This is a genomic window from Pseudomonas sp. G7(2022) (genome assembly GCF_052660475.1).
In genome coordinates this window covers 2,179,442-2,192,022 of sequence record NZ_CP109659.1, presented here as the reverse complement: position 1 = coordinate 2,192,022, position 12,581 = coordinate 2,179,442, and the positions used below count along the sequence as shown (strand labels likewise).

The 12,581-nt window shown below is 58.4% G+C and carries 12 protein-coding genes and 4 tRNA genes; 5 read left to right on the top strand and 11 right to left on the bottom strand.

Annotated elements, in window-relative coordinates; genetic code table 11:
* Positions 1–32: 32 nt before the first annotated feature.
* Together NE357_RS09840 and NE357_RS09835 are read left to right on the top strand one after the other, a co-directional pair.
* Positions 33–323 (top strand): DUF1654 domain-containing protein, encoded by a 291-nt coding sequence (locus tag NE357_RS09840; RefSeq protein WP_169429670.1) that lies wholly within the window; start codon positions 33–35, stop codon positions 321–323.
* Between the two features lie 4 nt (positions 324–327).
* Positions 328–1,017, top strand: coding sequence for an endonuclease (locus tag NE357_RS09835; protein WP_169429669.1), 690 nt, complete (start codon positions 328–330; stop codon positions 1,015–1,017).
* Positions 1,018–1,072: 55 nt separating this feature from the next.
* Here the strand turns inward: NE357_RS09835 and NE357_RS09830 are convergent, their stop codons facing one another.
* Positions 1,073–1,984, bottom strand: coding sequence for a siderophore-interacting protein (locus NE357_RS09830; RefSeq protein WP_169429668.1), 912 nt, complete (start codon positions 1,982–1,984; stop codon positions 1,073–1,075).
* Positions 1,985–2,071: 87 nt separating this feature from the next.
* The gene (locus tag NE357_RS09825; protein WP_169429667.1) at positions 2,072–2,440 is read right to left on the bottom strand and encodes an SPOR domain-containing protein; all 369 of its coding nucleotides are present in this window, start codon (positions 2,438–2,440) and stop codon (positions 2,072–2,074) included.
* A gap of 250 nt (positions 2,441–2,690) precedes the next feature.
* On the opposite strand from NE357_RS09825, the gene csrA reads away from it, so the two are divergent.
* A complete protein-coding gene (gene csrA / locus NE357_RS09820) occupies positions 2,691–2,885 on the top strand; it encodes a carbon storage regulator CsrA (protein WP_003179932.1) in 195 nt (64 codons plus the stop codon).
* A gap of 212 nt (positions 2,886–3,097) precedes the next feature.
* On the opposite strand, the gene NE357_RS09815 is transcribed toward csrA, so the two are convergent.
* Positions 3,098–3,553, bottom strand: a complete 456-nt coding sequence (locus NE357_RS09815) for a DUF2214 family protein (RefSeq protein ID WP_169432614.1) — start codon at positions 3,551–3,553, stop codon at positions 3,098–3,100.
* Positions 3,554–3,994: 441 nt separating this feature from the next.
* Between NE357_RS09815 and NE357_RS09810 the strand changes: the two genes are divergently transcribed.
* Positions 3,995–4,288, top strand: coding sequence for a hypothetical protein (locus NE357_RS09810; protein ID WP_169429666.1), 294 nt, complete (start codon positions 3,995–3,997; stop codon positions 4,286–4,288).
* Positions 4,289–4,591: 303 nt separating this feature from the next.
* Here NE357_RS09810 and NE357_RS09805 read toward each other — a convergent pair.
* Positions 4,592–4,668, bottom strand: a tRNA-Val gene (locus NE357_RS09805).
* Between the two features lie 184 nt (positions 4,669–4,852).
* Here NE357_RS09805 and NE357_RS09800 point away from each other — a divergent pair.
* The gene (locus NE357_RS09800; RefSeq protein ID WP_169429665.1) at positions 4,853–6,136 is read left to right on the top strand and encodes an NAD(P)/FAD-dependent oxidoreductase; all 1,284 of its coding nucleotides are present in this window, start codon (positions 4,853–4,855) and stop codon (positions 6,134–6,136) included.
* 51 nt (positions 6,137–6,187) lie between these two features.
* Here NE357_RS09800 and NE357_RS09795 read toward each other — a convergent pair whose 3' ends face one another.
* The 7 genes from NE357_RS09795 to NE357_RS09765 form a co-directional block, all read right to left on the bottom strand.
* Positions 6,188–7,159: an XdhC family protein gene (locus NE357_RS09795; RefSeq protein WP_169429664.1), complete on the bottom strand. Its 972-nt coding sequence runs from the start codon at positions 7,157–7,159 to the stop codon at positions 6,188–6,190.
* Between the two features lie 2 nt (positions 7,160–7,161).
* Entirely contained in the window at positions 7,162–8,397 is a 1,236-nt protein-coding gene (locus tag NE357_RS09790; protein ID WP_169429663.1) for a cytochrome c, read from the bottom strand.
* Between the two features lie 2 nt (positions 8,398–8,399).
* The gene (locus NE357_RS09785; RefSeq protein WP_039771584.1) at positions 8,400–8,939 is read right to left on the bottom strand and encodes a (2Fe-2S)-binding protein; all 540 of its coding nucleotides are present in this window, start codon (positions 8,937–8,939) and stop codon (positions 8,400–8,402) included.
* Positions 8,932–11,763: a xanthine dehydrogenase family protein molybdopterin-binding subunit gene (locus NE357_RS09780; protein WP_169429662.1), complete on the bottom strand. Its 2,832-nt coding sequence runs from the start codon at positions 11,761–11,763 to the stop codon at positions 8,932–8,934. Before NE357_RS09780 ends, NE357_RS09785 begins: the two co-directional genes overlap by 8 nt.
* Before the next feature lie 422 nt (positions 11,764–12,185).
* Positions 12,186–12,262: transfer RNA gene (locus NE357_RS09775), tRNA-Asp, on the bottom strand.
* A 93-nt stretch (positions 12,263–12,355) separates the two neighbouring features.
* Positions 12,356–12,432: transfer RNA gene (locus tag NE357_RS09770), tRNA-Asp, on the bottom strand.
* A gap of 55 nt (positions 12,433–12,487) precedes the next feature.
* Positions 12,488–12,563: transfer RNA gene (locus tag NE357_RS09765), tRNA-Val, on the bottom strand.
* Positions 12,564–12,581: the final 18 nt, after the last annotated feature.

The window sequence follows — 12,581 nt, the reverse complement described above, 5'->3', positions numbered from 1 at the left end:
AGGATTTTCTTGATTTTTAAGCAGTTGCGAAAATGCTTACAGTTAAATACTGTATGCACGTACAGCTTAATAAGGATAACCTCGTGGCCACTTCCTCTGACGCTCCCGATGCTTACGAACGCATGGGTATGCGCGTTCAAAAGATCATCAACTCCCCCACCGCACAAAAAGCCAAAGCCGCTCTGATCTTCCGCCTCCCGGATGAACCGATGGATGCATGGGAACGCCTGCTGGAAGAGATCGACGAGAACGACAACGTCACCCTCGCTTATCGCGACGATGGTGGCGTGCAGATTTTCTGGGTTGTACCGAAGGAAGATTGACTCAATGATTGTCCGTTTGCTTGCTGTGCTTTTGCTGTTCATCTCACTTGGCGCCCAGGCCGGCGCACCCCGCACGTTTACCGAAGCCAAGAAGGTCGCCTGGAAGTTGTACGCCCCACAATCCACCGAGTTCTATTGCGGCTGCAAATACACGGGCAATAAGGTCGACCTGGCGGCTTGCGGTTACGTTCCGCGCAAAAATGCCAAGCGTGCCTCCCGGATTGAATGGGAACACATCGTCCCGGCCTGGGAGTTCGGCCATCAGCGCCAATGCTGGCAGGAAGGCGGACGCAAGAATTGCACACGCTACGACCCTGGCTACCAGAAAGCCGAAGCCGACCTGCACAACCTGGTACCGAGCATTGGCGAGGTCAATGGTGATCGCAGCAACTTCAGCTACGGCTGGCTACCGGTCGAAAAAGGTCAATATGGCTCATGCCTGACCCAAGTCGATTTCAAGGCGAAAAAGGTCATGCCCCGTCCTTCGATTCGCGGCATGATCGCCCGCACTTACTTCTATATGAGCAAGCAATATGGCTTGCGACTGTCGAAGCAGGATCGGCAGTTGTATGAAGCCTGGGACAAGACGTACCCAGTGCAGGATTGGGAACGCCAGCGCAATCAGAGCGTGGCGTGCGTGATGGGACGCGGCAACGAGTTCGTCGGACCGGTCAACCTGAAAGCCTGCGGCTGATTGTTCGCACATAATGAAAAGGCCTCGCGCTTCACGCTCGAGGCCTTTTTTGTGGTCAGCTGCCGGGCTTGTTGTAACGCCAGTAACCCATCAGATTGAGTGATTCACGAGGAATACCGCGCTCCTTGATCAGGTATCTGCGCAAATTCATGACTGCAGCCGATTCACCGGCGATCCAGCCATAGAATCCTTCCGTGGCGGCTTCAGCGATTTCCCAGAGGATCTCCTGATCGACATCAACGTCGGCCAACTCCACCGCCTTGGCGACGAGTGATGTGTCGACGGGCAATGCAGCCTTTCGCACCGCCTCTACCATCAGCGCCCCGGCCACTGTGGTGCCGGCCTGCTCGCGAATCAGCCACTGCACCGACAGACCTGGCCAGTCAGGCACCGCAAGCATGTCCGCCGCGCTGTCGACCTCCAGAAACACTTGGGCCGGAGGTGGATCCGCAAGTACCGCCAATTCATCGAGAATCCCCATCGCCGCAGGCAACGCAGTCGAGTCGGCAACCAGTAAAAGGTGCCTGAGCAACTGCGGAGGCTTCCATTCAAAACCACCCGCCTCGCTCGCCGAGTACCGGCTATCAGGCGCCAGGATCTGCATCGGCTCACCCGGTTGCGCTCGCAAGGCCCAGCGAGAAGCAGGGCCGGTTTCGCCATGCAGAACAAAGTCGATGTCGACCTCACCCTGATCGGCTCGCAAGTGGCGGATGGTGTAGGTACGCATCGCCGGGCGTCGGTCTGCCAGCATCGAGCGCAAACGAGCGTACCATCCCTCATCCTGAGAGAGCCTGGCGAGAGAGCCATCCGGCGCCGGGAAGAACAGTTTGACTCGCTGATCAGGAGCCCAGGTAGCCATTTCGCTGACTGCCGAGCCGGCGAGAGTGATCCGCATGAGGTGCGGACTGAGCTGCTGCTTGTGTCGCAATACAACGTCGAACAACTTGTAAGGACTGGCGGAGGCCATGCGGAGCTCCTTCTGAGCATCGTCGGTGACTCCAGTAAAAACGAATCACACCGGACACCCTTTAGTCAGCTCCGCCGAAAGGAACGTTTACTGCGCTGCGCTGCGCTCGATCACAAGTGTCTCGATGTTCTGCTTTTTCGCCTTGACCAGTGCAGCGTTCACATCGGCCTGTTTCGCTTCGGCTTCGGCTTTGGAATTGAATGGCCCCAGCAGGATCCGGGTCTTTCCGCTGGGATCCTTGATGACATTGGCGATAAACGCATGCTCGATCAACCAGCCGCTCAGATCACTTACGGCTTGAGGTGTTTCGCCGCGCACCTCCAGATCCCACTGCGGTCCGGATACTGTCGCAGGCGTTGTCACCGCTACCGTTTTTGATTTTTGCGTTTCCACGCTCTTGCCTTCACCACATCCTGCCAATGCCAGTGCTGCGACCACACAGACCAATTTGCGCACAACGCTTCCCTCTGTTTTTTTGAAACGGCGATCTTAGCATTCACGAATACTTTCAGAGCCCCGCAAAATGGGCACAAAACTACGAGATTGATGGTTGCCGCACCTGTATAGTTACGCGCTGGGAATTAATGCCACGTCTGCGCGTCAGAAAGAGGCACCCAAACCGTGAGACTTCGCACTAATCTATACGTACCACCGACCTCTGCACTGTCTGAATCAGGTGCCCTACAAAGCAATCAAGGAGAAGACCATGCTGATACTCACCCGCAAAGTCGGTGAAAGCATAAACATCGGTGATGACATTACCATCACCATTCTCGGCGTAAGCGGCCAGCAGGTTCGCATCGGCATCAACGCGCCAAAGAACGTTGCCGTACACCGTGAAGAAATTTACCAGCGCATTCAGGCCGGCCTGACCGCTCCGGACAAGCCACAAACCCCCTGAGCCCCGTCGTAGTCAGTAGCCAGTTCGTTCACCTTCGCGTAATGACTGGCTAAAGAACCGAGCGCCGTTTTGCCACCCCCACCTCCCTGGTGACGGCGCAGGCCATACAGACTCCCTTGCTGCACGTCTTCTTTTTTCGCTACCGATACTAACCATGATCACAATGGTTGGCTGTCGGACGTTTCCGAATAGAAGCCAGGAATCGTGCCAACCTAGCCGAATGTCACTCCCCGTGCCATCCCGGTGGCTGCCATCACCATCAGCACCAGCAACAGCGCTTCAGCATGACTGATCCGCGCAAAGACTTTTGCACGCCCGCTATCGAACGAGGTGCCGCGGCCCCTGGCTATGCGCCATTTGATCAGCGTAATCATCGGAGCCAATTCCAGAACCAGAATCAGCACAAGCAGTGTCATCTTCACGTGGAACAGCGGTTGGTGCAGATAATAGTCGGCACCCTTTTCATACCCGCCAAAGGCTCGCATGCCACCGCTCACCAGCAGCACCAATGCCGATATCCCCCACAGATTATCCGCGAGCAATACCCGCCCGACATCACCACCCCCGGCAGCCAGACGACTGAATGCCGTGCCGCGGGTCAATACAGCCCAGAATCCCAGGGCGAACGCCAGTAGATGAACCGCTGCAAGAAACCAATGAACGAGCATTGTAGAACTCCCGTCAGACTGAGATTGAAATCGGCCAGACAGTAGTAGTCGATAATGTATGGTTTTGCCCGGCAGCGCCCATGGCGGGCAATGCATGCCAGGAGCAAGGGCAGGATGGCGATTGAAGGAGGCAAATCGCAGGCAAAAAAAATCCCAAGCAGCTGATGGAAGCTTGGGATTTAAAAATGCATAAACCGTGGTGGTGAACGCGGGGCGGATACTACTGATTTTTTCAGTATGTAACAACGTATTTTTGATAACCGGTTGGTTCAATAAAATCGTAAGCCTTTCAATATCCACACTATTTTTATGGTCGTCGAGATCTCGAAGATCAAAAAGTCATTTCAGGAAAGACCCCTCATACAAAACAGAAAAGGCCTACATTCTCATCAGGTGATCTGACGTAAAAAGCCCGAATTCTTATTTCCAATGGAGTTTTGGGTGACTCAACCATTCGATGGCATGAACAGAAAGGCCATAACCAATACGCACCACACGATACGATATGTCAGGAAGCTAGCTAGAGCGCTGAAGCGGATTGCAGGGCTGGAAAGCGCCAAACCATGCGCAACGCCTGTTCGAATGTATCGGGAAGAGTTTGAACACAGCCTGAAAAATCTGAACGGCTTGATGAGCCTCCCTCGATTACCGAGCGGGGAATACGCCGATCCACACACTCAAGCGTCATGGATTCAATGGAAAAACGACGAACAACAAAAAGACCTCAATTTATAAACCTCTGAAAATCCATCGCCAGTTCGCAGATCAATCTCACCATCCGCCGCCAGGATCGCCCTCCACCACGCGTCCAAGTAACTTCCCGCAGGAATACATCCAGGCATTGCCGAGGCACGCGGACGAGAAGATGACGACGCACTACCAGGAGGGCACGGCGACAGGACGATCGAGTACGTGAGGTGGGCGCCGAATTGGCGCTCCGAGATGGGGTTTTGCAAAAGTTTTGCAAATCGCAGGCAACAAAAAAGGGCCCACCTTTCGGTGGCCCCTTCCAGACCGCCCAGCAGAGCGGATTTTGTTTGGTAGGCGCGATTGGACTCGAACCAACGACCCCCACCATGTCAAGGTGGTGCTCTAACCAACTGAGCTACGTGCCTGCTGTGAGGCGGCATTCTACGGAATTCCGGAGGGGTGTCAACACCTTTTTTTCACCTAACCCTATGAATATGCAAAATATTTAATTTCGACCCGCCGCAAGAAGATTTCCCGGTGGCTGGCGGAGGTTTTTCAACTGGGGTAGGATCGCCGCACTCGTAAAATATATTAAACAGAGGCTGCAGGATGGCGAACACCCCTTACCCAGAGTCTTATTACGCTGCGTCGGCCAATGCCGTACCACCACGTCCAGCCTTGCAGGATGATGTGGAGACGGATGTCTGTGTGATCGGCGCTGGTTATACGGGACTTTCCTCGGCCCTTTTCCTGCTGGAAAACGGTTTTCGCGTGACCGTGCTGGAAGCCGCCAAGGTCGGTTTCGGCGCTTCGGGACGCAACGGCGGGCAAATCGTTAACAGCTACAGCCGTGACATCGATGTGATCGAACGCAGCGTCGGCCCGAAGCAAGCTCAGTTGCTCGGGCAGATGGCGTTCGAGGGCGGCCGGATCATTCGCGAGCGAGTCGCCAAATACGATATCCAGTGTGACTTGAAGGACGGCGGCGTATTCGCCGCCCTCACTGCCAAGCAGATGGGCCACCTGGAATCACAGAAGCGCCTGTGGGAGCGTTTCGGACACACCCAGCTCGAGCTGCTGGATCAGCGCCGTATCCGTGAAGTGGTCGCCTGCGATCAATACGTCGGCGGCATGCTCGACATGAGCGGCGGTCACATCCACCCGCTGAATCTGGCACTCGGCGAAGCCGCTGCCGTGGAGTCTCTGGGCGGCACCATCTATGAACAGTCACCGGCCGTGCGCATCGAACGTGGCTCCAACCCGGTCGTGCATACACCAAAGGGCAAGGTCAGGGCCAAATTCATTATCGTCGCCGGCAACGCCTATCTCGGCAATCTGGTGCCGGAACTGGCAGCCAAGTCGATGCCGTGCGGCACCCAGGTCATCACCACCGAGCCACTGGGCGATGACCTGGCGAAATCTTTGCTGCCGCAGGATTACTGCGTCGAAGACTGCAACTACCTGCTCGACTACTACCGCCTCAGCGGCGACAAACGCCTGATCTTCGGCGGCGGCGTGGTGTATGGCGCGCGGGATCCGGCGAACATCGAAGCGATCATCCGCCCGAAAATGCTCAAGGCATTCCCGCAGCTCAAGGACGTGAAGATCGACTACGCCTGGACCGGCAATTTCCTGCTGACCCTGTCGCGTCTGCCTCAGGTCGGGCGCCTGGGTGACAACATCTATTATTCCCAGGGCTGCAGCGGCCACGGCGTGACCTACACGCACCTGGCCGGCAAAGTACTGGCCGAGGCGCTACGTGGACAAGCCGAGCGCTTCGATGCGTTTGCCGACCTGCCGCACTATCCATTCCCCGGTGGGCAACTGCTGCGCACACCGTTTGCCGCACTCGGCGCGTGGTACTACGGATTACGCGACAAACTCGGTTTCTGACGCGCAAAAAAAGGGCCGCTGAAAAGCGGCCCTTTTTACATTCAGCACGGATTACAACTGATCCCGCGCAATCCCGCTACGAATCCGCAGGATATCCGCGAGCACTGCCAAAGCAATTTCCGACGGTGTCTTGCTGCCAAGGTTAAGACCGATCGGCGCATGAATCCGCGCCAGCTCACCCTCCCCCAGACCGCCAATCCGCCGCAAACGCTCGAAACGCTTCTGTGACGTCTGCAGCGAACCCATCACGCCAATGTAGAACGCTTCGGTACGCACAGCTTCCATCATCGCCAGATCATCGATGCGCGGATCGTGGGTCAACGCCACCACCGCCGTATCACGGTGACAGCCACCATCGGCGATGAACACCGACGGCAATTGCCGGCGGATCTCCACGCCATTGAGCACCACGCCCTCCAGCACCTCCTCACGCGGGTCGCAGAGAATCACTTCGAAGCCCAGACCAACCGCGAACTCCGCACAGGCCTGCGCCACGCTGGAATAGCCAGCCAGCAGCAAACGCTGGGCAGCCCCGATACGGATCCGCACCCGGTCGATTTCACGCTCGATCCGCGCCCCCTGCTCACGATCCGTAAACAGGCTACGCACGCCCGTGGTCAGATCGACCTCGCGAATCAACCGGCGCTGCCCCAGCAACGCCGATTCGAGTTCACGCAGATACGCCTGCACATCGCAGTCGGCGTCAAATTTCTCTACCAGCACGTCGAGAATGCCGCCGCACGGCAGGCTGACCCGCGAACGCGGTTCATCACCTTCGCCATAACGCACGACATTGATTGCATCAAGAAATGCACCTTCGGCGACGCGCTCGAGAAAGTCTTCCTCGACACAGCCACCGGACAGCGACCCGATCCACTGCCCGCCGTCGTTCACCGCCAGCATCGAACCCGGCGCGCGAGGCGCCGAACCGTAGGTCGTCAGCACGGTGCAGAGCCAGATGCGTTGCCCCGCCGTCGACCATTCCAGCGCCCGGCGCACAACCTGCAGATCGAGATGCTGCATGATCAGTGCGCCTTGTACTCGATGGATGGCGCATCAGCCCGAAGCTTCTGCACATCGCTGACCGCCAGCTCGGCCGACTGACCACCCCACCCCTGACGCAGGTAGTTCAGCAGATCGGTCAGTTGTTCAGCACCGAGCTTGTCGGCAAAACCGGGCATCGGCTGCATGCGTTCGAATCCGGCGAATTTCTGCTCGCCGATACCGTCTTCGATCACTCGAACCAGATTGCGTGGATCTTCCAGACGCAGCGTGGTGTTGCCGCGCATGGCCACCGCAATATGCGGCTTGCCTTCACCACCGACCGCGTGACAGCCGGCGCAGACGTTCAAGTATTCCTGACGACCGCGTTGAGCGCTGACACTGAGTTTTTCCACCGGCATTTCGGTCAGCTCTTTCGCCGCCGGAGGCTTGTCGCCGAGCAGGAAGGTTGCCATTGCTGCCAGATCCGGATCATTCAGGCCCTGAGTGCTGTTGTGGAACACCGTAAACATCTCGTTGAACATCGTGCCCTGGGCACTCATGCCGTGCTTGAGGAACGTGCTCAGGTCCTGATGATTCCAGCCGCGCGCCGCCAGATCCGTCGCCAGCAGACTCGGCGCCAGGTAACCGTTGAGGATGCCGCCGGTCAGGCGCTTGTCCAACTGCATCGCGCCAGGCAGGCCACGTGGCGTATGGCATTCGCCGCAATGGCCGAGCACTTCGACCATGTACTGGCCGCGCTTCCAGGCGTCGCTTTTGCCTTCGGCCGGCTCCAGCTTCAAGGCTTTGCCGTACATCATGTTCCAGCCCATCAGACCCGGACGCACGTTGAACGGAAAGCTCAGGCTCGTCACCGGGGCTGCACGCTCGATCGGCTCGATGGTTTTCAGATACGCGTGAATCGCATCCGAATCCTCACGCGGCATCAAGTGATACGAGGTGTACGGCATCGCCGGATACAGGTTGGCGCCGTCACGACGCTTGCCTTCGGTGAGTGCCGCGAAAAACTCGTCATCGCTGTACAGGCCGATGCCGTGCTCCTTGCTCGGCGTGATATTGGTGCCGTAGATCGTGCCGAACGGCGACACGATTGGCAGGCCGCCAGCAAACGGCGCGCCCCCGGGCGCCGTGTGGCACGCCATGCAGTCGGCCGCGCGGGCGAGGTATTCGCCGCGCTTGACCTGATCATCCGCATGGGCCGCGAGCACAGGCACGGCAAAACCGACCGCCAGGGTCAGGCGGGTCAATAAACGCTTCATGCTTAACCCTCCTTGACCAGGCCGAGATCGGTCAGCACGTTGCGGGTGGCGTTGTAGTAACGCACGTACCCGGTGCAACGGCAGATGTGATGGCCGAGGCTGTCCTCGATGACTTGTTCCAGCTTGCTTTTGACGATCGGCTGGCGCTGCAGCTTTTCCACCAGCACGGTCGCGGCGTTGACGAAGCCCGGTGCGCAGTAGCTGCACTGGAAGGCGAATTCATCAACGAAACGCTGCTGGATCGGGTTCAGCTCGGTGACCTGGCCTTGCTCGTCACGCTTGGCATGGCCTTCGATGGTGCGGACCTTCTTGCCCTCAAAGTAATGCGCGCCGGTGATGCAGGTGCGCACTTCTTCGCTGGTGCCGTCCGGGTTGTCGACGATCACCACGCAGGCGTGGCAGATGCCTTGGCCGCAGCCCAGGCGCGAACCGGTGAGGTTCTTGTATTCGTGCAGGTAATCGATCATCGGCAGGTCATCAGGGATGTCCACCGGACCGACGGATTGACCGTTGAGGGTCAGTTGAAGCGGACGGTTAGCCATTGAGGGCCTCCTTGATGCGCGCAGCAGTGATTGGAAGATCGCGGACACGTTTGCCGATGGCGTGGGCCACGGCGTTACCGATGGCGCCGACCACCGGGATCATCACCACTTCGGCGATGCCTTTGGACGGGTCGCTTGGCGACAGCGGCGGCAGGATTTCCGACGTCTGCTTCCACACCGCCACATGGCGCGCCATCGGCAGGCGATAACGGTTGAAGTTCCAGTCACCCTCCCCCGGGCCGCCCTCGTACAGCGGCATCTCTTCCATCAAGGCGTGACCGATGCCCATGGCGATCCCGCCTTCGAGCTGGCCACGAACCAGTTCCTCGACCAGCACCCGGCCGCATTCCAGCCACGAGTGATGGTTGAGCACTTCGACTTCTGCCGACCCTTTGTTGACCTTCAACTCGACCAGCGTTGCGACCGGGCTGTAATAGGTCACGGCGGCGTTGTTCAACTGAACCACCGGATAGGCGATGTTCTGCCGATCCAGCAAATGGAAACCGGCGCTGGTCATCTGTGCCTTTTTCGCTTTTGGCGCACCATCACCGTATTTCACCGCCAGACCGTCGAGCGGAAGACGCTCGCGCACGCCGTCGATGCTGTATTCGGCTTCGGCCCAGCTCCAGCGGTTGAAACCGTGAACCGTGGCGCCGGTGACCAGACCGCGCTCGTGGGCACGCTTGGCCAGCTCTTCAAAGCTCAGTGGCTGCATGCCGTTGGCGGTCAGTTTGCCGTCGACCCAATGCGCGTCTTCGCGGCGCACCACGTAGGGGTTGGCCTGGCCGCCGTACGGGCCCTGACGCCAGATCTCCAGCGCCGCCGGCCACAGACCGTGATTGAACAGCACGCGCGCCGCTTCACGGGTGGCGTGGCTGAAGTAGTAGGCGGAGTTGGTCGCGGACGAGGCCGACGCCAGTTTGCCGACCCAGCGCGGGTTACGCAGGAAGTTGTCCTGCTCGGCCTGGCTCATGATGTAAGGGTTGCCGGCGGTGACCAGTTGCATTTCCTTCCATTCGGTTTCGCCGGTCTTCACATCATGCGCCGGGCTGCCGAGGAAATCGGCGACCACCAGGGCTTGCGAAGTGGACATGCCGGTGCCGATCTCGATGCCGATATGACGCAGGGAAATGCGCCCTTCAGCGGTGAATTCGATGCTGGCCATCGGTGCTTCGGAACCGGTGCCAAAATCTTTCTGGCAAATGGCGAAACCCACGCCATACCAGTTGTCCGGATCCGCCGCTTCACGCTGTTTCTTGATAGCGTCGCGGTTTTTCCAGACTTCGTGCAGCGAAGCCTTGTCGAGAATCTCGTGCAGGCGCAACGCACCGGCCGGGATCGCGCCCTGGGTATTTTTCATCCCGGAACGCAGCGCGTTCTTGCGACGTAGATCGATGGCATCGACACCGAGGCGGTCGGCGATTTCGTCGACCATCATTTCGGTGGAGGCCATGCTCTGCAGCGTGCCGTAGCCGCGCATCGAACCCGCTTCAACGGCGCGAGAGTGGTAAGCGGTAACCTGCAAGTCGTTCTGCGGCATGTAGTAGATCGACTGCGCCGCCGTAGCGCCAACGGCCGCTACCGACGGGCTGTAGTTGATCCGACCGCCACCGTCGACGCTCATCTCGGCGCGGAAAATCTTGAAGCTGTGATCGGTCTTGTCTACTGCCAACTGATAGCGAATATCGAACGGGTGGCGCTTGATACCGCTCTGGAACTGCTCGTAACGGTCGTTGGCCAGGCGAATCGGCACACCTGCGCCGTACAACGCCGCCAGGGCCGCGTAGTAGACGAAAATGTTGTGGTCCTTGGAGCCGTAGCCGACGGTGTAACCCGGATGCATGTTCAGGTTGGCCAGGCCGAAACGCGACGGCGAGATCATCTTCGCGGTCTCGGTTGCCGCTTCCAGCGGGCACTGGGTGGCGACGACGAAATGCAGGGTCTTGGTGGCTGGGTCGTACCAGCCGTTGCCGTTGTCCGGCTCCATCGCGGCCGGTTCGATCGACGGGGTCTTGTAACGCTCGTCGAACACCAGCCAGTTGTCCGGCGGGGTGTCGATCTCTTTCTTCATGCGGTCAGCGTAGAACAGGCCGCGCTCGGTCAGGTTGCCATGCAGGTTCGGCTGGGAATTCCACACCGGGCGACGGTTTTTGAGCATCGGGAACAGGATCGAATCCTTGAGGCTGGCGAACTCGTCTTCGTCCGCCGAGGTCGGGCCACCGACGCGCACGTAGCGGAAGCTGCCATAGGGATCGCCTTCGTAGAACGGCACTTTTGCACCGTAACGAATCGCTTTTTCATTGAATTTGAGCTTGTTCTTGGCCTGACGGAAACGCTCGAAGTCGTTCCAGATAAGGATCGCAACCGGGTGGCCGATGAACATCGGCACCTTGCCTTCCGGCAGCAGGGGATCCGGCGCGTGCTCTTCGGGGAACACGATGCCGTCCTTGTCCAGGTCGGCAGCGGTGACGATGCAGTCAGGCTGCAGATCGGCGCCGAGCCACGACAGATCATAGCCTTCGTAAATGCGGTCGGCCTTGATGGTTTTCAGCAGCATGGCGTGACCTTGCTGCTGGGGCCAGCCCGGCATGTCCTTGGAGCGGATGTCGCGGGCAAACACCTTGCTGCCGCAGACCTTGGACAAGGCATCGTTACGCTGGCGCGCCTTGCCGTTGTTGCCGAGCCACTGCTCGGACGGCACGGTCACGCTGTTTTCCATCAAGGCAGCCAGCGCCTGACTGCTGAGCGGCGTGAGCGTAACGCTCACACCCGCCACCAGCCCGCCCTGAAGGAACGAGCGCCGGGATATTTCACGGTTGGACATGGATCATCCTCTGGACGGTTATGGATCCGCCCTTCTGGTTATCTACTGGGAATCTCGAGTCTTGCAGAAGCCCTTTTTGACGAAGCAAAGGGCGTGATGACAGTGCAAAGCTGACCGAAAGGTTAACTTTATAGGTTTCTGAGCTCGCAGCAAACAACCAGTTACAAAAATTTGACCAAAGAATCAAAAATCAATGCGACATCGCATCGCAGCAACCCATGGACGCAGGGGAGATTGCCGGGCGGTATAAAACGAGCCAAGGCTTACGCTCGTTGCTGGACAACAAAGGAGGAATGTGGGGGAGGTCAAATTTCAGACACAAAAAACCCCGGTCTTTCGACCAGGGTCTTTGCTATCGATGCCGAATCAACCAGAGGTTGCTTTCGGTGTTTCAAGGCGTTCAGTGGTCCTTGAAACAGATATGGCGCAGCGGACGGGACTCGAACCCGCGACCCCCGGCGTGACAGGCCGGTATTCTAACCGACTGAACTACCGCTGCGTATCGCTTTGAGCTGATGCTCAAGTAACTCGTTTGACTGAAAGCTTCGGTGCTTTTCAATCACGAACCAGACAGTGTCTGACTCGTTGAATATGGCGCAGCGGACGGGACTCGAACCCGCGACCCCCGGCGTGACAGGCCGGTATTCTAACCGACTGAACTACCGCTGCGCGTCGGTGCAGGCACTTTCAGCCTACGCTCTTGTTTACACAAGTATCTCGGGAGTGGTGGGTGATGACGGGATCGAACCGCCGACATTCTGCTTGTAAGGCAGACGCTCTCCCAGCTGAGCTAATCACCCGTTTGCATCTCCGAGGCC

Bases quoted from the DNA above. Each gene is read 5' to 3' on its own strand.
- NE357_RS09840 (WP_169429670.1), top strand. From the start codon at position 33: ATGCTTACAGTTAAATACTGTATGCACGTACAGCTTAATAAGGATAAC.
- NE357_RS09830 (WP_169429668.1), bottom strand. From the start codon at position 1,984: ATGGCCTCCGCCAGTCCTTACAAGTTGTTCGACGTTGTATTGCGACAC.
- NE357_RS09815 (WP_169432614.1), bottom strand. From the start codon at position 3,553: ATGCTCGTTCATTGGTTTCTTGCAGCGGTTCATCTACTGGCGTTCGCC.
- NE357_RS09835 (WP_169429669.1), top strand. From the start codon at position 328: ATGATTGTCCGTTTGCTTGCTGTGCTTTTGCTGTTCATCTCACTTGGC.
- NE357_RS09785 (WP_039771584.1), bottom strand. From the start codon at position 8,939: ATGGCTAACCGTCCGCTTCAACTGACCCTCAACGGTCAATCCGTCGGT.
- csrA (WP_003179932.1), top strand. From the start codon at position 2,691: ATGCTGATACTCACCCGCAAAGTCGGTGAAAGCATAAACATCGGTGAT.
- NE357_RS09800 (WP_169429665.1), top strand. From the start codon at position 4,853: ATGGCGAACACCCCTTACCCAGAGTCTTATTACGCTGCGTCGGCCAAT.
- NE357_RS09795 (WP_169429664.1), bottom strand. From the start codon at position 7,159: ATGCAGCATCTCGATCTGCAGGTTGTGCGCCGGGCGCTGGAATGGTCG.
- NE357_RS09780 (WP_169429662.1), bottom strand. From the start codon at position 11,763: ATGTCCAACCGTGAAATATCCCGGCGCTCGTTCCTTCAGGGCGGGCTG.
- NE357_RS09790 (WP_169429663.1), bottom strand. From the start codon at position 8,397: ATGAAGCGTTTATTGACCCGCCTGACCCTGGCGGTCGGTTTTGCCGTG.